The 20,287-nt window shown below is 43.7% G+C and carries 14 protein-coding genes; 1 reads left to right on the forward strand and 13 read right to left on the reverse strand.

Going from position 1 to position 20,287, the window contains the following annotated elements; translation table 11 throughout:
- Window positions 1-59: 59 nt before the first annotated feature.
- The 4 genes from KKC46_18815 to KKC46_18830 form a co-directional block, all read right to left on the reverse strand.
- Entirely contained in the window at window positions 60-1,382 is a 1,323-nt protein-coding gene (locus KKC46_18815; GenBank protein MBU1055856.1) for a DUF1329 domain-containing protein, read from the reverse strand.
- A 179-nt stretch (window positions 1,383-1,561) separates the two neighbouring features.
- The gene (locus KKC46_18820; protein MBU1055857.1) at window positions 1,562-2,614 is read right to left on the reverse strand and encodes a phosphotransferase family protein; all 1,053 of its coding nucleotides are present in this window, start codon (window positions 2,612-2,614) and stop codon (window positions 1,562-1,564) included.
- An 11-nt stretch (window positions 2,615-2,625) separates the two neighbouring features.
- Window positions 2,626-3,717 carry a hypothetical protein gene (locus KKC46_18825; GenBank protein MBU1055858.1) on the reverse strand — a complete coding sequence of 364 codons (1,092 nt, stop codon included), beginning with the start codon at window positions 3,715-3,717 and terminating at the stop codon, window positions 2,626-2,628.
- Window positions 3,718-3,741: 24 nt separating this feature from the next.
- Window positions 3,742-4,734 (reverse strand): hypothetical protein, encoded by a 993-nt coding sequence (locus KKC46_18830; protein MBU1055859.1) that lies wholly within the window; start codon window positions 4,732-4,734, stop codon window positions 3,742-3,744.
- A 257-nt stretch (window positions 4,735-4,991) separates the two neighbouring features.
- Between KKC46_18830 and KKC46_18835 the strand changes: the two genes are divergently transcribed.
- Window positions 4,992-6,545: a sigma 54-interacting transcriptional regulator gene (locus tag KKC46_18835; protein MBU1055860.1), complete on the forward strand. Its 1,554-nt coding sequence runs from the start codon at window positions 4,992-4,994 to the stop codon at window positions 6,543-6,545.
- A 197-nt stretch (window positions 6,546-6,742) separates the two neighbouring features.
- Here KKC46_18835 and KKC46_18840 read toward each other — a convergent pair whose 3' ends face one another.
- The 9 genes from KKC46_18840 to KKC46_18880 all read right to left on the reverse strand — a co-directional run bounded on the left by KKC46_18840 (window position 6,743) and on the right by KKC46_18880 (window position 20,176).
- On the reverse strand, window positions 6,743-6,910 hold the full coding sequence (locus tag KKC46_18840) for a hypothetical protein (protein MBU1055861.1): 168 nt from the start codon (window positions 6,908-6,910) through the stop codon (window positions 6,743-6,745).
- Window positions 6,911-6,942: 32 nt separating this feature from the next.
- Window positions 6,943-9,240: a PAS domain-containing protein gene (locus KKC46_18845; GenBank protein ID MBU1055862.1), complete on the reverse strand. Its 2,298-nt coding sequence runs from the start codon at window positions 9,238-9,240 to the stop codon at window positions 6,943-6,945.
- A 1,162-nt stretch (window positions 9,241-10,402) separates the two neighbouring features.
- Window positions 10,403-11,731: a DUF1329 domain-containing protein gene (locus KKC46_18850; protein MBU1055863.1), complete on the reverse strand. Its 1,329-nt coding sequence runs from the start codon at window positions 11,729-11,731 to the stop codon at window positions 10,403-10,405.
- 111 nt (window positions 11,732-11,842) lie between these two features.
- Window positions 11,843-13,510: a hypothetical protein gene (locus KKC46_18855; protein ID MBU1055864.1), complete on the reverse strand. Its 1,668-nt coding sequence runs from the start codon at window positions 13,508-13,510 to the stop codon at window positions 11,843-11,845.
- A gap of 672 nt (window positions 13,511-14,182) precedes the next feature.
- Entirely contained in the window at window positions 14,183-14,473 is a 291-nt protein-coding gene (locus KKC46_18860; GenBank protein MBU1055865.1) for a hypothetical protein, read from the reverse strand.
- A 33-nt stretch (window positions 14,474-14,506) separates the two neighbouring features.
- A complete protein-coding gene (locus KKC46_18865; protein MBU1055866.1) occupies window positions 14,507-15,499 on the reverse strand; it encodes a hypothetical protein in 993 nt (330 codons plus the stop codon).
- A gap of 50 nt (window positions 15,500-15,549) precedes the next feature.
- Window positions 15,550-16,611 (reverse strand): phosphotransferase family protein, encoded by a 1,062-nt coding sequence (locus KKC46_18870; GenBank protein MBU1055867.1) that lies wholly within the window; start codon window positions 16,609-16,611, stop codon window positions 15,550-15,552.
- 81 nt (window positions 16,612-16,692) lie between these two features.
- Window positions 16,693-18,432, reverse strand: a complete 1,740-nt coding sequence (locus KKC46_18875) for an NAD(P)/FAD-dependent oxidoreductase (GenBank protein ID MBU1055868.1) — start codon at window positions 18,430-18,432, stop codon at window positions 16,693-16,695.
- A gap of 31 nt (window positions 18,433-18,463) precedes the next feature.
- Window positions 18,464-20,176 carry an NAD(P)/FAD-dependent oxidoreductase gene (locus tag KKC46_18880; GenBank protein MBU1055869.1) on the reverse strand — a complete coding sequence of 571 codons (1,713 nt, stop codon included), beginning with the start codon at window positions 20,174-20,176 and terminating at the stop codon, window positions 18,464-18,466.
- Window positions 20,177-20,287 lie beyond the last annotated feature (111 nt).

Here is a 20,287-nt window from a genome sequence, read left to right on the forward strand (position 1 = left end):
AACGCAGAGATCGGCCAAAATGGGGCGTTTTGAAACTGGCTCATTAGAATATCCATATTTTACTTAGACAATAGCAAAAGATTATCCAGGGTAAAATAATTTGACTTCATTTTTGATTCAGGCATATAAATAAAGGCCTCGGGACTATTAGCGCAATTAGTTATCGTAGCATGCCGAGCTTTTTCATCTACATAGAGCTGATTATCTACATCTCCTGTAGTATTTTTACCAGTCGGTGACTCACTATAATGTACAAATTTAGCCATCCATGTCCGGAATTCGCCGGATTTTTCATACACCTCTTTATACCAGATAGTATAAGTCTCCTGATCAATATAATTTACGTGTAACCCCCAACTATAATATGGATCTTTTGGCATCTGTTCAACAATCCAAACTTTTCTGGGAATATAGGTTATAACTCCTGTTGCAGGTGCCCAGGCAGCACCCTTAAATCCCGGAATTTCATAATTCAATTTGAAGCACCTGCCTGTGTAGGGATATTTTAGAGCAATCCTTCCATCCGGAAATTCCTCAACAGGAATCATATTCGGACTAGTAAAAGGAACAAGTACTGTCTTTTCTCCAATATACTTCCAATTCATTGAACGGTCTTTGCCACTCCAGCCCTGGTTCATATCCATCCATGCATCAGAACCCATATATGGGTCTGACCTCGAGGTTGAGCCGGTTTGTCGAACCCTGCGAATTGCAGGAACAAAGGCATAAGAGCTGTCCTGCCTTGAGTCCATATAAATGTAGGACATCATATTAGTACCCTTGAGACACATCGGCTCCAAAGCTCTTATAAATGCATATCTCAGAACATGATCGGGATTCTTTTTTATTTCCTGCCCCGGCGGTCTGCCTGTCATATATAGACGATGATCTAAACCATCTGAATAACGTTCTAACCCTGATTCATTTATCCATAACATAGGCCTGCGCAACCTTGTGGCCATGAAACGGTATATCTGAAAATCAAAGTTCAATATAATTTTACTTCCTGCCTTGGGATCTTTAAGATCAATGCTTGGAAAAGGAAAACCATAAATATTATATAATGGAATTTCCCCAGTGCTTTTTTCGACTAAATCACCGTCAGGACTTATGTCAAATTTTCCGGCATTTTTCGCACTTGCATCAATAAAGCTGTTTGAGAGTTTATATTTAAAATTTATAGCTCCCGGCGTAACAACCATATCACCCCTTTCAACTGCGCGGTACATGGCCGGAATGAGGAGGTCTTTAAATTGACTACAGTTAGTCTTATCAATCACTTTCGGCAAATCCAGCGCCAAAGCAGCACCACAAAATAAAAACAGAACTAATAACGAACATAATGACATTTTAAAATACTTGAATATCTTTTTATGCTTCATCTTTCTTTTCCTCCTTATTTTCCTATAGCTGCTGTGATTACTTTTCTCTATGTTAAGATCATATCAATCTTAAAACAGGGCATGCTCATGTCTTACAGTATTACTTCACAGCAACCGTAAGAACTTTTGATTGATTTAAGATCCGCTTGCTGTTGCGGTTCATGATCATATCCGGCCTCTTACAGGGACAATAGCCGCGTTAGTTTTTCAAAATGAGATCGGGTAATATCGATTTTTGCAAAGTTGGATATAAATCTTTGATGTTTTGCCAAACGGGTGTAAACCACTGCCATGCGCCAGGTTGCAAATACTTCATGATAGAAAAAATTCTCTACTTTTCTATTTGTTATCCGCTCATAGTGGGCAAGAGTTTCTTTTACTCCCGGAAGCCCCTCAAGACGAGGAGATGGTTTGGTCTGTAGTCCTTCGCTTGTAGCCCAGTCCATATGGATGAACCAGCCCAGATCGGATTCCGGATCTCCAAGAAATGCCATTTCCCAGTCCAGTACTGCTACAACCTCATCACTTTGGTACATCAAGTTAGCCAGCCTGGCATCACCCCAACACAATGAAACGTACCTGGGTTCATAAATGTTTTCTTTTAGCCAGTCCCTGGTACGCTCCAGTATAGGTGGAGGTGGCTCCTCATTCATCTCAAGCATTTTATCGTAATATGCTATTTCCTGATCAATGGGGTCTGCGCCACCTCCGGGAACCCCCAGAAAACCAAGATCCACCTCTTCCAAGTCGAGTGTATGGATCTTGGCCATTGTATCTACGGCCTTCCACCATATTCTGGCCCTTTCCTCCAGTTTCGCCTCATAAAGGGGCCCTGCCACATGGTAGGGCGGATGGTCACCGGGAATCCATCCCTGAACCTGTGCCACGATGTAGAAAGGAATGCCGATTACAGATTCATCCTCCTCCAGCCATCGCGTCTTTGGAACAGGTACAGCCGTCTTCTCCAAATGCTTCATTAATATAAATTGTTCTTTCATATCGTACTTGGGAAACATCAAAAAACCCGTAGGGGCGCAGCGAAGAACTAAATTTTCCACCCGCATAACCTCGGCTTCCCACCAACTGAGTTCGAAAAAAAAAGTCTGATTGGAAAGTCCGGAAACCGGTTTTTTCAGAGGTGAAAGCGAAATTTGGCTCGCCTGGGGTATTTTGCTCTTAAACCAGTCCATTAGTCTTACCCGGATATCCTCTATGTCCATATCTTTTGACATGATATTCTCCTTTATGGCGCATAACGATGATGTTTTCCGTGAATACCAAACTGGATCATCCCGGTGCCGGTCTCATTGCCACAGCGGCATTCCACCATATAGGTGGGCCCCTCGGAAATGTTCTTCAATACTTCCGTATCCGTGATATCCAACTTTTCCCCTTCGATCCAGTCAGGTCCCATCCACCTTCCAAGGCGATATCCTTTGTAAGGCCAATAGCCGCCTGCATGTATGAAAATGACCGTTACGACACGAAAGGAAATATCAATCTTTGAGCCGTCGCCTGCCGTATATACAACCCGCCCGGCTCTCATTCGTTTAGTACCCGGCACCAACTCGATTTCTATTGTTTCTCCGATCAGTTTCAGCTCCGGCTTGGCGTCATTGTATGCATAGCAGAGACCGCCACTGAAATCCAATTGCTTACCGTGGTAGTCTTCCCGGTGTGTTGAAAGGATAGACCACTTGTCGAATTGAAGAATATTCCAATCGAATGTGATGCCCGGTAACGGTTCGGGAGGCTGTAAACCCTGCTCTTCTGCATGGAGGTTAGCGTGCCATCGCAGACCCCAGGAATGGTCCCTGTGTGCAACCCAGGTATCAGGTTTGATGTCATAGGTTTTACCCTCTACTTTTACCCAGCCTTTGGCACGTCCCGTCTGCCCGTAACGGTACATGTTTTCCTGCATCCGGCCACGGCTGCGGGCAAATTGGGGCTTTTCCTCGTGAGGAGGCATACAGGCCTCGAATTCCACTTCCCAACTTATGCCGTACTCATTTTCCGCCAATAGCCACTTAACTGTTTTCATTCCCTCAATTACTTCGTAGGTAAGGGGGCCAACCTTTACTTCATCATTACGGGGCCGCATTTCACGCGATGCCCTGATGTTATATTGTGTCTTACCGTCTATAGTCAGCAAGCCGGAACTATCCATTACATTGCGATTGGTCGAAACTCCGAATACGGTACTCAAATAAATCCTGCCGGAAATATCATATGCGCAACACCAGATATTTTCCCGCCAGTTATCGCCACTGTCCACCACATGGTCGAAGGTGGAGGGGATCTGATGACAAAGAAATTCATCGTATTTGGTAAGCATGAATAACCTCCTTTTTAACCAGTATTATAACCCCACTTCATGGGATTCCATTGAGTCCGCTACAATCCTTTTGCCATCTATTTCAAAATCGGAGTGACATTCGGATATAAACCGGGCATAATGTCTTAGCCCTCTCCATTTCTCCGGATCAATTTTAAAGCTGCCAAAAGCGTCAATAGGCACGTTTTTTACTATGTGCTTCACGCTATAGGTTGCCGTCCCCTGAATCCTGGGTTCATCAATACTGAGAACAATCTTTTTAGGCAGGCTGGCGCCTGACTCCGTCAATTCAAGGTCGATTAATTCCACATACATGCCGGCACGATTTGAATATTCAAACAGCTTATCCCCGCTTAAAGACCAAAGCCACTTGCATCTTTGAAAACCAAAGGTAGGGTTGAGTACCGCATCCCACCAAACAAATGTGTGCTGGGGAAGATATACCTTTCCCCAGGACCAGCAATGGTGCTGAAACTCACCGGGAGGAGCGTATTTCCATTCATGATCTCCATAGCCCTCTCCCTCTACCGGGATTTCTTTACCATCTATGATCAGTTTGCCGGTAACACGGCATCGGGGGCGAACGGCATATCCAAAATATAATGGTGTTGGCGGGCCTTGCTCTCTTCCCTGATAAACCCCGTCGGGTGGTTCAAAAATAGGTTGCGTCAGGCATTCATAGACAAAATCTGCGCCCATGTTTTCATGACGAAAATGCATCTCGTATTTAGGGAATTTACCGAATACATAATTGTCCCCCATCTTGACATCACAGTATTCCGTTTTTGCGGTAATAGTATCCGTGTCAAAAAAAGTTACTACATTTGTCAATTTTCCATCCGGTTCACAGACATCAAGCCAAATACTGGACTTGGCGGGAGCAGTATGAAACATAAGCTGCATGGAATATCCGTTAGTAAAAATACCATCATGAAACCACAACTGCATTACCCCCGGCTGAGGGCGAAAACCATGGTGTTTTTCATCAGGCCAATATAATTTTGGGTTTTTCTCCATAGTCTGATTCTCCTTTTTGCGTTAATTCCACTTTCCCCCTGATTGGAAAAGAAGCATCAATGTTTAATTTCAATTTATCTTAGTTTTTTACTTTAGCTTAAATCGTGCCACAATTTTTATCTTTATAATTACAGAGAGTTAAACGAAGCCGCCAGCATTACCTATGGAATATAACAGTTATATCTGTTGCATTTTATGGGTACTATACTAAACTGTGTAATATAATAGTTTTTATCCATCAATAATGGGAGACCCCCATGAAAATAAATGAAAACCATTTTTTCCGGGAAGCCACGCTACGGATTTGCAGCAGTCTGGAAATCGAAAAATCACTGTGGGATTGTTTTATGTTTATACGCGACTATATCCCTGCGGATATCATGCTTATCGCTGTTTATGATCCTGTGCACGAGATTGCAGAAATCATTGCAAAAGCGGATTCAAGTGGAGGAGAACTTACCTCCATCAAAAGTGTCACAACGGCAGAAACAAAAAAACTAATCGAAGAAATGAAAATAAATCCAATGATGAGGCCTAAGGTATTGGTGGTCGATCGAATAGTTGAACATCCACTAATGGGATATATATCAGATATTATAGGCTATCATGATGCATCATTTATGGCGATCGGACCAAAGCTTGAATGGGATTTTATCGCCGGCATTTTTATCGGTAATAATGACGGTAAAAAGTATTCCGAGAAACATATACGACTTTTTTCGCTTTTGAATGAACCCTTTGCTATGGCCCTTTCCAATTATCTGCGTTACCGGGAGGTTTTGCGACTCAAGGAAATCCTGACGGATGACAACCGGTATTTGCAGGAAGAGCTGCGGCAGCAAACGGGAGAAGAGATCGTTGGCGCACATTTTGGCCTCAAGCAGGTCATGGAAATGGTCAATCAGGTTGCTCCTCTGGCAAGCCCTGTTCTTTTGCTGGGGGAAACGGGAACCGGGAAAGAAGTAATAGCTACAGCCATCCATAATCTGTCGCTACGCAGAAATGGTCCCTTTATTAAGATAAATTGTGGCGCTATCCCGGAATCCCTTATGGACAGTGAGCTTTTCGGACATGAGAAGGGAGCCTTTACAGGAGCTTTTATTCAGAAACGTGGCCGCTTCGAGCGGGCCCAGGGCGGAACTATCTTTCTTGATGAGATCGGTGAGTTAACGGCAGGGGCACAGATCAAGCTCTTGCGGGTGATCCAGGAGAAGGAAATTGAACGGGTTGGGGGAACAGAGACCATAAAGGTTGACATTCGCGTTATCGCAGCCACACACCGCAATCTGGAGACCATGCTGGCGGAAGGTAAGTTCCGCGAGGATCTTTATTTCCGCCTCAAGGTTTTTCCCATTGTGATTCCTCCGCTTCGTGACCGGCGAGCCGATATTCCGGCACTGGTTCAATATTTCATGATGAAGAAGAACCGGGAAATGGGTTTTGTAGAAGTTCCTACCCTCGCTCCGGGAGCTATTGACAAACTGATGAATTATAACTGGCCCGGCAATGTCAGGGAAGTACAAAATGCTGTAGAGCGCTCTCTTATCCTCAACAGAAAGCAACCGCTTACCTTTGACAATATAGGACACAGTACACAGCGAACAAATACCATGATACCAGTACCTGAGATGGAAAGTACTTTCAGTCTTGAAATAGTAAACTCACAAGCAATTATAAAGACATTAAAGATAACTGGTGGCCGTATAGAGGGCGAAAAAGGCGCTGCAAAGCTTCTGCAAATAAATCCTTCAACACTTCGTGCAAAAATGCGCAAACTTGGCATCCCCTTCGGCAGGAAAGTGACTGAGTGAAGAGAAACAAACGAAAAATTACCTGCTTTGTATTATTTAATAAATGGTTAGACATATTCTACCCAACATAATTTTCAATCAAACTGTGATATATAAAAATATCTTAAATTGAGAAACAGCAAAGAAGTTGTCGATGTAACAATTTTTTCCCGGAAAAAACTGCAATTCACCTACCACTGTTCAGTAGGATGCTGTTGTTAGAATTGAGGAATACGGATGGAAAGAAAGTAATGACCCGCATAAGCCGCGCCAACAAAGTTGCAGGAAAATCGCCGGGCTTTCACCACATCTGCAATAGCGAGAATTTGCACCTCAAGGAGAACGTCATCACCCGTCAATTTCCTTGGGTAACCGGATCCATCCATCCGTTCATGGTGCTGGCAGACAATCTCTCCCCTTATTTCGCATCAAGCACCTGCCGCACCGCATTCGCTAATTCTCTTTTAAGAATGGGCTTTGTGAGATATTTTCGGATTCCCAACTCGTAAGCTTTTTTTTCTGAAATCAATTCATTAAAACCAGTACACAGAATTATTGACATATTAGGCCTAATATTCAGCACCTCTTTTGCAAAGTGATCTCCGGTCATTTTCGGCATTGTCATATCGGTGATAATCAAATCAAAGTCATCCGGTCGCGAGCGAAATACCTTAAGGGCGACTTCACAGTCGGTGAAGGTAAAAACCTTGTAGCCCAAACTTCGTAGCATTTCCTCCTCCATTCGAACTATTATTTCTTCGTCATCTAATATAAGAATCAGCTCTGATCCTCCAATTAACGGTTTGGAAGGAGTTTCTGGTTTTATTGGAAATGGCTCAACTTCAATAACAGGAAAATATACCCGAAAAACAGAGCCTTTTCCTAGTTCACTATAAACCGTGATAGCGCCTTTGTAGTTATTGACAATACTATGAACAACAGCCAAACCCAGGCCTGTTCCTCCGCTCTTATCTTTAGTCGTGAAATAAGGCTCAAATATTTTATCAATTACTTCCCTGGGGATGCCTGGCCCGGAGTCACTAACCTCAAGCATTACATATGGTCCTGGCATCAGTTCAAACTTATTTACCAAATCTTGAGGTCCAAGTTCCACTCCGGCAAGCGAAAACCCCAATATTCCTCCGGTCTTTAACATGGTTTGGTAGGCATTCGTGCACAGGTTCATCAATATCTGATGGATATGGATCGGATCAGCCATAATGGCATCACAATTCTGATCAATGTTTTCTCTTATTTCAATATTAGATGGGATTGAGGAGCGCAAGAGTTTAAGCGTCTCCTTAAGTGCAAATTGGATTTTCAGCGGTTTGGGTTCTCCCTCAGGTCGACGGCTGAATGTTAAAATTTGTTTAACCAGTTCCTTGGCCCGTTCTGCAGCAATAAGAACCTGTTGCAGATCAGCAATGATTGGGCTGTCTGGAGATTCACTCCCAATCGCCATCTCCGCATAACCCAGAATAGGAGTAAGGATGTTGTTGAAGTCGTGAGCTATTCCACCGGCCAGGGTACCGATGGCCTCCATTTTCTGGGTCTGTTGGAGCTGATGTTCCAGTTTTTTAAGGTCGGTGATATCTCTGGCAACATGAATCAACGAAACCAGCACGCCATTTTCGCCTAGAATAGGTGCGATCGAGACAAGAAATGTTTTCCCAAGGAATTTATGGATAATAATATTGGAATGGACTTTGAGTCCCTGAAGGGTGTCATGAACCGGACAATCGGGGCAAGGTGCATCTAACTCATTAAAGATTTCATAGCAATGACGGCCTATAAGCCCTCCCGGCTCTGCGGAAAAAAAATGGGTGCAGGCATCATTAGCCCTGGTGATGCGCATATCCTTGTCCATGATCATGATTAGGTCTGGAACAGCGTTAAAGGTTATTTGCCATTCTTTTAAACTTTTTTGCAATAACTCCTTATCATGTATACGTGCGGATATGTCACGCACATTAGCTTGAATGGCTGATGATTTGTCAGTGAAGGTTATTTCAGCGGGAAAAGGTTTTGATGTTTTTAGGTTTATCAACACATTATCAAAAGTATAAAAACCTTTGACGCTAAGGTTTTTCAGCAATTTTTGTAAATCACAGTTCTTCTCGACGATACCCACATTCTGTATCTTTTTCTGAAGAAGCTCGTCTTTATTTATACCCAACAACTCAGTAAGCGCCCGATTAACATCGATTATGGTTCCGGTTTCTTTATTGACGAGCAATAATCCGTCGTTAGAGGTTTCAAACATTCGCCGAAAGCGTTCCTCAGACTCGCGGAGTTTTTGCTCTTGTAGCTTCCGTCTCGTATAGTCTTCAATGGAAAGTAAAATGACCTGTTTGTCTAAAGTTGAAAGAGTTGTGCATCGTGAGTTTACTCGCAACATTTTATGTCCCAAGCGGGGGAATGTATGGTCAATTTCATAGTCATCCACTCCCTTATCTTTTTTCGAGAAGCAATTGTCAATCAAATGCCTAAGAGCGGGAATATCCCATTCATTATCCAAAGCCGAGTAGAGATGATGCTGCAAAATTTGGTCTGGGGTAATATTGAAGGTGTCGTAGAATCTCTGGTTCGCAGAAATTACCTTGAGGTCGGAGTCCATAATAAGAAATGGCTTGCGAACTGTTTCAAGAATGTCCGCAATTTCGTCCAGGTAGCTTTCAAATGTCTTATTAGAGTTAGCATCGTTACCAATTTCCATGATAATCCTCATGATATTTGGCTGAAGTTTTGATTCGTTATCGGTTGAACAACTATTCTATAGAAAAAAACTACCTTTTATGCAAACCTTAGGGTTATGTGGAAAAAGCATGGTCTATGCCAGTTCTGCTTTTTACTTTACCCTTTGCTGACAATAATGTTTTAAATGACCCGATTATAGTATTAAGATAATAATATATTGAATAGTATCCTGTCAATATCGGGAAATTCTGGTGCTGTGAATAGCTCTAACTGTATTACAGAAAATACAAAGCCATCTGCTATTTCTCCCATAAACTTTAAAACTAAGTTGTCTATTATCTTGAAATTAATAAAAAATCAATTTGTTATAGTATATATCAGCAATTCTCGGTGAATGTAATTTTTGGTCATCAGATTTAGGAATATAGAAAAGTTTGCTGAAAGATTGTGATAGAGACAGAAAAATTATTAGCAAAAGTCATGAAATTTAACAATACAAATAAGGGGCGGATAAATTTGGGCTGTTTTTGGCAATATGCAATTATTCCAAATAAACTGATTGCTTTTACGAAAAATAATCTCAGGTTTTGTTTTGAACGATAAATTTTAGGCAGTTTATTATTTCACCGAGAATTGCTGGTGTGATATTCTGTAATTGCTATTTATTATCTGTTAACACGTATCATGTATAATGCAGGATTTTGTAAGGTTGATTTCGTTTGTGTTGATTACAGGAAGTAAAGCAGAAATTGTAGTGACTAATTTTCTCTAATACTTAGCTATCACGGTGAAGCGCAAAGCTCCTTCGGTTGGTACGCTCGATGTGCCCATATTCACCTCTCGTTATGTTTTAAGAGTTTCCATCACCCAACCCTACGGCCGCATTAGTCGATTAAGCAGTATCTTTACTATTAATATGGCGAGGCCTGCCCGGAGAAGAGAAGGAGGAACGGAGAATTAACTTAATCATCCGGACAAATCACCTGAGCCAGTTTCAAAACGCCCCATTTTGGCCGATCTTAAGCGTTGGGCTCAAATTTTAATCCTCGAAATACTCAATGCATTCCTGTGGTTGAAATTTTCTCCCGCCTTGAGCTTGACCAAACTGAAACGTTTTGAAAGTGGCTCACCTCGCCATATATTTTATGTTAAAAACATTATAAATGATTTCAAAATCAGACTTATTTAGACAACATTAAGAAATTATTTACTGTAAAATAGTCAGGATTCATCTTGGACGCAGGTAAGAACATGCGTGCTTCAGGATTACCCCTACGGCCTGACCATGTTGCGTGTTTATATATCTCATCAACATAGAGCGAAGTATCATAATCTGCTGTGCTGGTCTTGCCGCTGGGCGATTCACTGTAGTGCAACAACATGCTAACCCAGGTATGGAATGCGCCTGCCTTGTCATATACCTCCTTATACCATATTGTATAAGTTTCCTGATCAACATAGTTTATATGCAATCCCCAGTTATAATACGAATCTTTAGGCATCTGTTCTATAACCCAAACTTTTCTTGGAATATAGGTAAGCGTGCCCGGAGCCGGAGCCCATGCATCACCCGTCCATCCCGGAACTTCAAAACCTAATTTCAAGCGTGTACCGCTGTAAGGGTATACAGGTTGAACGCTTCCATCCGGCAAATCCTTCATTGGAAGCATGTTTGGGCTGGTAAAACTGACAAGGATAGTCTTTTCTCCCACCAGCGTCCATTTCATGGTACTGTTTTTACCGCTCCACATGTAACTCATATCAACCCATGCATCAGAGCCCATATATGGGTCGGACCTGGCTGTTGATCCTGTTTGACGTATTCTTCTGATAGCAGGCACATAAGCATAGTTGGTATTATCCCTTTCGTCTATAAAGACGTAGGACATGGTATTTGTGCCCTTAAGACTCATCGGCTCCAGAGCATTCTGTAATTCATATGTAAGAACATTTTTAGGATTTTTTATTTCTGTGCCCAGAGGCCTTCCCATCATATAAAGGCGTACATCAAATCCTTCTAAATAACGTTCCTGTTCGGTTTTGTTAATCCACGCAACATAAGAATTTAGACGTGTCCCTATTAAACGATATTTCTGATAATTGAAATTCCATATAATCTTATCTGCCACCCTGGGATCATTACGGTCAATCTTCGGAAAAGGCATGCCGTAAAAATTAGTTGTTGCAATTTTCCCTGTGCTCTTTTCGATTAAATTACCAGCAGAGTCAATGTCATATTTTCCTGCATTTTTAGCGCTTGCAGCAAGAAAGTCATCCGGATGCTTGTAAATAAAGTTTATCTTACCAGGCGTAACAACCCAGCCTCCCCTTTCAACCGCCCTGTATAAAGGTGGAATAAGTAAATCTTTGTATTGAGCGCAGTTAGACTTGTCTATCAACTTGGGTAAATCCGCAGCCTGCAAAGTACCACCAATACCCAAGAGAAAAACAAGCAGTGTAATGAACGGTAATCCTGTCCGGTTAAAAAATCGCATAATTCTTATTTTCACTTTTTCCTCCTTTGCTTTTTCGCAAATTCAAAAAACTGTTGTTATTTCAAGTATTGCCTGACAATGTTTATAACATCTGTTTAAACAACTTTACGGCAATCAAATAACGGCTTACCATTCATATCCCAGTTTTAAAGTTACCTCACTGGTTTCTATACCATCAGCAAAACCATAGCAGGCATCCTTGTCTCCGAGAAAGGCCTGCATTTTAAGATCGGTATAAAGAGTGGAGGTAATATACCACTTGATTGAAGGTTTAATCATATATGTAGTGCCTTCACCATGTTTTCCGGGATTAACTGCTACTATTAGCATTGGGTTAAGCTTGGATGCCCACCAATAGGTCATGATCTGAAGCATAAACACATCCTGTTCTCTCATATTTCTGCGGTCGTATCTTAACATTTTATTTCTATGTGATGCATTGGTTCCCATTACATTATTATTGTCCCAATACAGTGTGGTACCTTCATAATAAGGACTATAATGTGATTCGCCTAAATAGTTATCCCATTCATTAATAGTTTTATGTATCCATTCTACTGAAACTTTCGTCAGATCTTTAGAAAGCCACCTCAAGCGCAGATCCTTGTCAATCGCAAGCATTGTCTTTGTGACTGGTCTGTATTCAAATGTGTATTGTGCAACAGGGAACCCGGCTGCATTCTTTTCCGTTATATATTCTGATCTTGGAAGACTTATAGGATAGGCAGTATAATGTGAAACTTCACCTCTTACAATTGCTTCCATGCCAAACATCAACAACTGGTAGCTGAAAAAACCACCGTAAACATGTTGTTTATTATATGTCAGCGATGCTGTTGTTGGTGTTGGTTGCAAACTAAGTGGGAATACCGGGATTGCTCCGACTTTATAATCCTTCATTACCACGCCTGGTTCATTAACTACATCTCTGAAATATACAAAAGAAAGGTTGAGTCTGTCTCCGATTTGTGCAGATACCTTGGCTCCGTATTCATTATTGTCGGTGGGAACGTCATACCGAAATTTTGTAACCCCCCTATTATCGGCAAACGGCAATATTTTTGCATATGGAGCTTCCAATTGACCCTCAGATGTAGAATTTGCTAATGTGTCAAGAGGCCCGAACTGAGTAGGTCTGATGTCCGGAATCAACAAGAAATCAAAATTAAGGGCAAGATTAGTCATGGTGGAGGGCAGGCTGTAATTAAGCCGGCCCATCCAAAGAGGGGTCTTAACATCATCAGGATTCTGAAAAAACAAATTGAAGGAATTATCCGGCGGGTTGATAACATCATTAAGTGTTTCGAGCATGCCCTCGCCCCAGGAAACGATTTGTCTTCCCGGTCTGAAGAAGCCTCTTCCAAGAGGACCTTTATATGAAATATCTATAAAGGCTTCCCTTAAATCAGCTTCGAATCTGATGTCTTCCAAGCCATAATCAAATCTGGAAGCACCCATATTATCCTTGATGTCATATTCATTTGCACGAAGATCAAAAATGGAATCATATGCGCCACGAAAGGTCAGATGGATTTTTTGTACCGCAATAGGACCCCAACTCATGTTTGGGTCAACATCAATATCAAACTTTAATGTATTTCGCTGTTGAACTCCTTCTGCTTGATCGAAAAAACCGTTCTGAATACCGGTTGTATCACGTAAAACAAAACTGGATTCAAAAAAACCATGAAAACCGGTAGACATTTGTGCAGCTGCATTTGATGAGAAACTTCCCACCATGATTAGCACCACAAACATACACAAGACTGCTTCGCCCCATCTTCTCTTACTCATGTCTTTCCTCCTAAAAGTTAAGTTTTTTAAAAGATATGACCTCCCGTTAATTTAATTTCTTATCTTCACCTCCTTTTTTTTATTTGACTTCATTAAAAGATATCGAACTATAAATAGCACCCGAGCAAATACAAAAAGTTGATACGCCTTTACAAAGTATATAAATTATTGGACCAGTGATAACGGATTCCCGGAATATATTAATGGTATTCGATTTAGTTAACCGTTTTTTCGAGCCGGTCTTATCCTAAACAATAAAACCAATATAAATTTTTCGAGTTTAGATAATCGCAAAAGGACATGAGCCCTTGGGGCTACATTCAATCAATAGCAACTGTAGTAGAATCAGAGGTGTAAAAAGTATAAGCATAATTACATAAGACCGGTAATCTTCTATGGCTTACCTTTTATTGAATAAAGATGATTAAAGATGCATTTTAGGGTTGAGTAGTCTACAATGTCGGTGAACTTTAAGTAAGGAAACGTTGAATTGGAGTTGGCAATGTAAATAGAAAGAGACTACGTTAGATTAATATAATTATTTCTATCTCCGGCATGAAACAACCCTTAGAAGGGTAGCAACAACTTTTTATTATGTCAGGCAGGACACGAAACGACAAGAAGGCTGCTCCATGCCGGAGTAAAAGTATTATCGTTTAGTTCTTAAACTCTTTAAAATTCCTCGTTCAACCTGGGATTTTTAAGTCTTATAAAACCGGAAAACAGGAATTTGACTACGGAGAAATTTTTAAAGATACACCACAACAGCTTTAGTATCCCCCTATATGTAATCCCGGTTCTTATATGCCACTGTACCGGTGAAACCGTTTTGACATGAAGAATGAGAATATCTCCTACTATATTACAACTTACCGGTTCGGCATACAGCATAGTCTCTCCCAGACCAGTTGATTTCATCAGCATGCTTGCACTAACTTTTTTTTCTTCTTTTTCTTCAGCCATGGTTCCCCCATTTTATGTAATTATATTAAATTATCATTTCCCCACTTCATGGGATTCCATTGAGTCTGCTACAATCCTTTTACCATCTATTTCAAAATCGGAATGACATTCGGATACAAACCGGGCATAATGCCTTAGGCCTATCCATGTTTCAGGATCAATTTTAAAGCTGCCAAAAGCGTCAATAGGTACGTTTTTTGCTATGTGTTTAATGTTATAGGTTGCCGTTCCCTTGATCCTTGGTTCATCAATAGTAAGAACAATCTTTTTAGGCAGGGTGGCGCCAGACTCCGTCATTTCAAGGTCGACTAATTCCACATACATGGCGGCATGATTTGAATATTCGAACAGCTTATCCCCGCTTAAAGACCAAAGCCACTTGCATCTTTGGAAACCAAAGGTAGGGTTAAGTACCGCATCCCACCAAACAAGCGTATGTTCGGGAAGATATACCTTTCCCCATGTCCAGCAATGGTGCTGGAAGTGACCTGGAGGAGCGTATTTCCATTCATGATCTCCATAGCCCTCTCCCTCTACCGGGATTTCTTTACCATCTATTATCAATTTGCCGGTAACCCGGCATCGGGGGCGAACGGCATATCCAAAATATAATGGTGTTGGCGGTCCTTGCTCTCTTCCCTGATAAACCCCGTCGGGGGGTTCAAAAATCGGTTGTGTCAGGCATTCGTAGACAAAATCCGCGCCCATGTTTTCATGACGAAAATGCATCTCGTATTTAGGAAATTTACCAAACACATAATTATCGCCCATCTTGACATCACAGTATTCCGTTGATGCGGTAATAGTATCCGTATCAAAAAAAGTTACTACATTGGTATTTTTTCCATCCGGTCCACAGACGTCGAGCCAAATACTGGACTTGGCGGGAGCAGTATGAAACATAAGTTGCATGGAATATCCGTTAGTAAAAATACCATCATGAAACCACAACTGCATTACCCCCGGCTGAGGCCGAAGGCCCTGGTATTTTTCATCGGGCCAATATAATTTTGGATCTCTCTCCATAGTATCTTCCTCCCTTATTTCTTTTTGTTCTGTTAATAGTTATTAAGCAACTACAGACCCAAAAGGTTCCGCAGCTTTTCAAAATGGGACCAGGTGATAAAGCCCTTCTTGTTTTTGGAGCGCTCCAGATAACTTTCGTTGTTCTCCATGCGGGTGAAAAGAATGGCCAGGCGCCAAGTGGCAAGCACCTCGTAGTAATGCAGGTTTTCCACCTTCCGTTTTGTCGCCTGTTCGTAGTGTGCGATAGTCTCCTGCATGCTTGGAAGACCCGTCATGCGCGGGAAAGGCGAGGCCGGGCGACCGACGCTGGTGGCCCAATCGATGTGGGCAAACCAACCAAGATCGGATTCCGGGTCGCCTATACACGCCATTTCCCAATCCAGTACCGCCGCGACCTGATGGTCGCAAATGATCATGTTGCCCAACCGGGCATCGCCCCAACATAAGGAAAAGTGCCTTGGTTCGAAGCTGTTTTTCAGGAGCCAGTCCCGGCTGGTTTTCAGGATGCCCGGCATGGGCTCGCTGTTTTGCTGGAACACCTCTTCGTAATAGGCAACCTGCCGCTCTATGTAGTTCTTGCCGGCGCCAGGCACGCCGAGGAAATCCAGGCCGGCCTTTCGCCAGTCCAGGGTATGGATGGCAGCCATGGTATCGACGGCGCTCCACCAGGTCTTGGCCTTCTCTGCGGCCTTCGCCTCGAACAGCGGGCCGGCTATTTGGTAGGGCGGAAAGTCGCCCGGAACCCACCCATCGACCTGGTCAACAATATAAAAGGGGGCGCCAATCACCGCAGCGTCCTCCTCCAGCCAACGCGCCGGGGGGACCGGTACGCTGGTATCGCCAAGACGATACAGCAGTGTGTATTGCTGCGTCATGTCGTAGGCATAGTCAGGAAACACCTTGTACCCCCCAGGCGGCCAGCGCACCACGAGTTTTTCCACGCGGATGTCACTGCCACAACGCCACTGAAGCTCGACAAAAAATGTTTCGTTGGAGGCACCGGAGTCGGGCCTCCTTAATGATGAAATCACCACATCGCCGGCCTGCGGCAGCTTGATAGCGAACCAATCCCTAAGCCTGCTCCGGGCAGTATCTAAATCCACTACAGCCATCAAAGTCTCCCGCAGTTACGGTGCATATTTGGGTTGTTCGCCATAGTATGGTGGGGTTTTACACCCCACCGGAACCTTTCTTTATTTGCTCAGATACACCCGTTCATACCGGCGCATATTCTTGGTCGGTTTCCACCATTTTTTGATTTCTAAATTTTCAGCTACAGCATTGGCTGCAAGATACCCTGGCCCTCCCAGTACCAGACCGCCGGGATAGTTCGAAGCACCACAGGTGTAGAGACCCTCAATCGGTGTCCGGCCGGACGAACACTGTTCATTGGGCCGGAACATGCCCATCTGAAACGGAATATAATCTCCATGCTTGAACGAGCCACGGCGCATGCTTGCAAGGCGCGTTTCGATATCCACAGGTGTCTCGCTATGCACCATGTACATATTCTCTTTTGTCATGTTCGGAGCATACCTGCGCCATCTCTCAAGAACCTTTTCGGTAATTTCATCAGTTCTCTTCTCCCACCCGCCCTTAAGATCGTAAGGGGCATGCATCTGGAAGAATGCTATATGCTGTGCTCTCGGCTTGAGCTTGGAGGTATCCAGCATTACCGGTGTTATAGAAACGGGAGGAACTCTGGCCAGATGCGGATCAATTAAAGTCTCACAGGTAGAGTGCCCGACCAGTTGATCTGAAATATCCCCGTCTTTAACACCCTTCCAGTATTGCAGGAGTTCGTCCACATTCTCAAATCCCATAACAGTCATAAAAGCTTTATCTACCCAGGCATCATCGGCCTTATATTTTGGCGGCTCATACAGCACTGCATGTGTAGTAAAAAAACTCTTTTTTTCATACTGCCAGGCTTTTGATGTCTGATTCAGGTAACCATCCAGATGCTCCGGCCCCACCATCTCCTGGAAAGTCTGTTGCGGATCAAGGCTGGATAGAATAGCTTTCGCCTTTATCTGACGGCCGTCATACATTTCCACGCCCGTTGCTTTACCATTTGCTACAAGTATTTTGGTAACAGGCGCAGGACTCATGATCATACCGCCGGCTCCCATAATCTCCCGCGCCAGGGCAGCAGCCATTCGGTGTGAGCCGCCGTTACAATAGGCTTTGTTCCACCCCGCCCTTTGCAGCAACAGGGGGATTAAGAATCCCATTCCTGCGCCATTGGGGTCTAGTCCAAACATGCAGACGCAATAAAGCATTGCGGCCTGTATCTTTTTATTCTCAAATAACTCAGTAATCACCTCAAGGGGGGTTTTTTCCGTCAGGTCAATTAATGCTTTACCTATAGCAGTTCTCTGCATACTGACGACCTGTTCCAGTGCGGGCATGGGCGGATAGTAGGTTGCAGGCCCCAGAATCTCATCGAACATCGGCTCCCATGTCCGCATTAACTTCAAAAAAGTTTCGGCATCTTTATGGGACAGCCGGCGCAGGGAATCGGCGGTATCGTCGATGCTTCTGCACAGGACAAAGGATGATCCGTCTTCGTAGACCATCCCGGTCTGGTAATTGGGAGTATAAAAACTCACCCCATGTTTTGAAAGATCAAAATCCTGCAAAAGGGGCATGTAATCCGTCATCATATGATAAATGGCATGGGTGTGGGTATAATAGCACGGGAAAAGAACTTCTTCTGTAGCCAGCCCGCCGCCGACTTCCGTGCGCTTTTCAAGCACAATCACACTTAAGCCCGCACGAGCCAGATACGCACCGGCAATAAGCCCATTGGGGCCCCCGCCAATAATCACCACATCGAATTCGGATTCCCTCGGAAACTCGGGGATCGCCCCCACAGCATCGCGTTTATAGGGAACCAGTTTATCAATTGCATTATTCGTAGCGCTTGACATATTGTACCTCCTTTAATTTATCTTTGTAGTATCAACCGATTCGCGGTATTGTCTTGTCTCCGTCCTTGACATGCCATGGCGAGGGATACCACCAGGCTTTAGGCTCCACCACCCCATCATCTATCAGGATATGCATCAGGTTGTATGCAACCGCCATCAGGCAAAGGCCACCGGGATATTGTGACTGATGAGCAAGGTAAAGGTTCTCTATCGGCGCACGGTATCGCGATAGTTCCGGCAAGGGCCGGTTGCTCCACCACTGGTCTGCGGTCTCGGCAGGCCCGCACCATGCACCACCACCAAGTCCGGCATTGCGGAACTCATCTTCAAGCGGAGTATTACTATTGAAATACACTATGTCTTCTCTCATGTTCGGCGCCATCTGACATACCATTTCCTTGATCATATTGTTAAACTCCTCCTTTTTCTCAAAGGAAATGGCATCAGGTCCGTCACAATGATATTCAGGAGGCGGAACATTAGTCTGAAAGCCACCCAGGACAGTATAGCCCTTAGGAGCTATTGTGGGATCTAAGGCCGTCACATTGGCATAGCCGCCCCCAGCCAGATGGGGACCGAATTTTCCACTATTTTTAAACCCTTCCACGTCCCGAATATAATTCATATAACCCTGGGTATCATCCATGGGATAAATGTATGCGGCAGGCGGCAAGTCAAACTCGGCCATCAATTTGCCCGCTTCCCCCTTGCATCTGGGGTAATCCTTGGCGATGATATGCGTGTAGACACAGGAACCGGATCTCATATCCAGGTCCGCTACCCTTTGTTTAAATGATTTGTCCAGATGATCGGAACCGACCAGCCTTAAGAAAGTCTGCTGAGTATCCACAGAACTTATCACAGCCTTGTTAGCCATGATGAGCTTCTCTTTGTATTGAGCGCTATCGGAAAGACGTATCCCCACTGCTTTGTTATCTTTCACTATAATCTCTTCCACAGGCGAGTTGGTGAGAATTTTGGCACCGTGGTGCATAGCGCTACGGATGATTGCATGAGCATACATATGCATCCCGCCAACAAACATGCCGTCAGAATAATTCATCAAGAGATAGGTTCCAAAGGCTGGGATCGCCAGCTTCCGCCAATGCGGCGCTACTCCCTGGTAGTAGATTTGGTACATCATCGCAGCCTTCATGGGTCCGCATTCCATGATTTCTTCCATGATTTCAACCAGACTCAACTCAAGCCAGTCGGGACGGAACAATTGCGGCATGGCCTTGCAGAGTACTTGGTACCATGGGAGATCCTCCGGCTCATACTCAAGGTCAAGAGGCCATGGGGGAACCCAAAATATTGATCGCAATATATCCTTCAGATGGGGAACCATCTCATATGCAATCTTCTCCCACAACTGAGCATCCTTTACCGACCACGTTTTCAAAACCTCAAAGGCCCTGCTGGTCATCGCTGGGTCTTGAGGGTGAAGACCCAGAACAGGCCTGTCATCCGAGTTAACCAACATAAAAGGCCCTTTAACGGGCGCAAACCGAAGCCCAAACCTCCACAGGTCAAGATGATCCATGCCTGGAGATGCGTTCGCATAACTTATAAGAGCATGTGGCTGAATGATGCAACCTGCCCTGACTTCGGAAAAGTCCATACATCCGCCGGCCTCAACCCGCGCCTCGGCCACTGCTACCGTATATCCCGACTTAGCCAGGTAAGCAGCAGTTGATAACCCATTGTGCCCTCCACCAACGATTACGAAATCATACTTTTCCATTTCTTACCCTCCTTAACGACGATTATGTTATCAACAAATCAAAGGATCCCATCTTCAGGTATTTCATTTTATATAGTTATTTATAGTCTTAGCTCAAATCGTGCCAAAGTA

This window comes from Pseudomonadota bacterium (genome assembly GCA_018817425.1).
Lineage (GTDB): Bacteria > Desulfobacterota > Desulfobacteria > Desulfobacterales > RPRI01 > RPRI01.

What these genes read in the sequence shown, in the direction of transcription:
- KKC46_18815 (MBU1055856.1), bottom strand. Translation starts at nt 1,382, where the DNA reads ATGAAGCATAAAAAGATATTCAAGTATTTTAAAATGTCATTATGTTCG.
- KKC46_18820 (MBU1055857.1), bottom strand. Translation starts at nt 2,614, where the DNA reads ATGTCAAAAGATATGGACATAGAGGATATCCGGGTAAGACTAATGGAC.
- KKC46_18825 (MBU1055858.1), bottom strand. Translation starts at nt 3,717, where the DNA reads ATGCTTACCAAATACGATGAATTTCTTTGTCATCAGATCCCCTCCACC.
- KKC46_18830 (MBU1055859.1), bottom strand. Translation starts at nt 4,734, where the DNA reads ATGGAGAAAAACCCAAAATTATATTGGCCTGATGAAAAACACCATGGT.
- KKC46_18835 (MBU1055860.1), top strand. Translation starts at nt 4,992, where the DNA reads ATGAAAATAAATGAAAACCATTTTTTCCGGGAAGCCACGCTACGGATT.
- KKC46_18840 (MBU1055861.1), bottom strand. Translation starts at nt 6,910, where the DNA reads ATGGATGGATCCGGTTACCCAAGGAAATTGACGGGTGATGACGTTCTC.
- KKC46_18845 (MBU1055862.1), bottom strand. Translation starts at nt 9,240, where the DNA reads ATGGAAATTGGTAACGATGCTAACTCTAATAAGACATTTGAAAGCTAC.
- KKC46_18855 (MBU1055864.1), bottom strand. Translation starts at nt 13,510, where the DNA reads ATGAGTAAGAGAAGATGGGGCGAAGCAGTCTTGTGTATGTTTGTGGTG.
- KKC46_18860 (MBU1055865.1), bottom strand. Translation starts at nt 14,473, where the DNA reads ATGGCTGAAGAAAAAGAAGAAAAAAAAGTTAGTGCAAGCATGCTGATG.
- KKC46_18865 (MBU1055866.1), bottom strand. Translation starts at nt 15,499, where the DNA reads ATGGAGAGAGATCCAAAATTATATTGGCCCGATGAAAAATACCAGGGC.
- KKC46_18870 (MBU1055867.1), bottom strand. Translation starts at nt 16,611, where the DNA reads ATGGCTGTAGTGGATTTAGATACTGCCCGGAGCAGGCTTAGGGATTGG.
- KKC46_18875 (MBU1055868.1), bottom strand. Translation starts at nt 18,432, where the DNA reads ATGTCAAGCGCTACGAATAATGCAATTGATAAACTGGTTCCCTATAAA.
- KKC46_18880 (MBU1055869.1), bottom strand. Translation starts at nt 20,176, where the DNA reads ATGGAAAAGTATGATTTCGTAATCGTTGGTGGAGGGCACAATGGGTTA.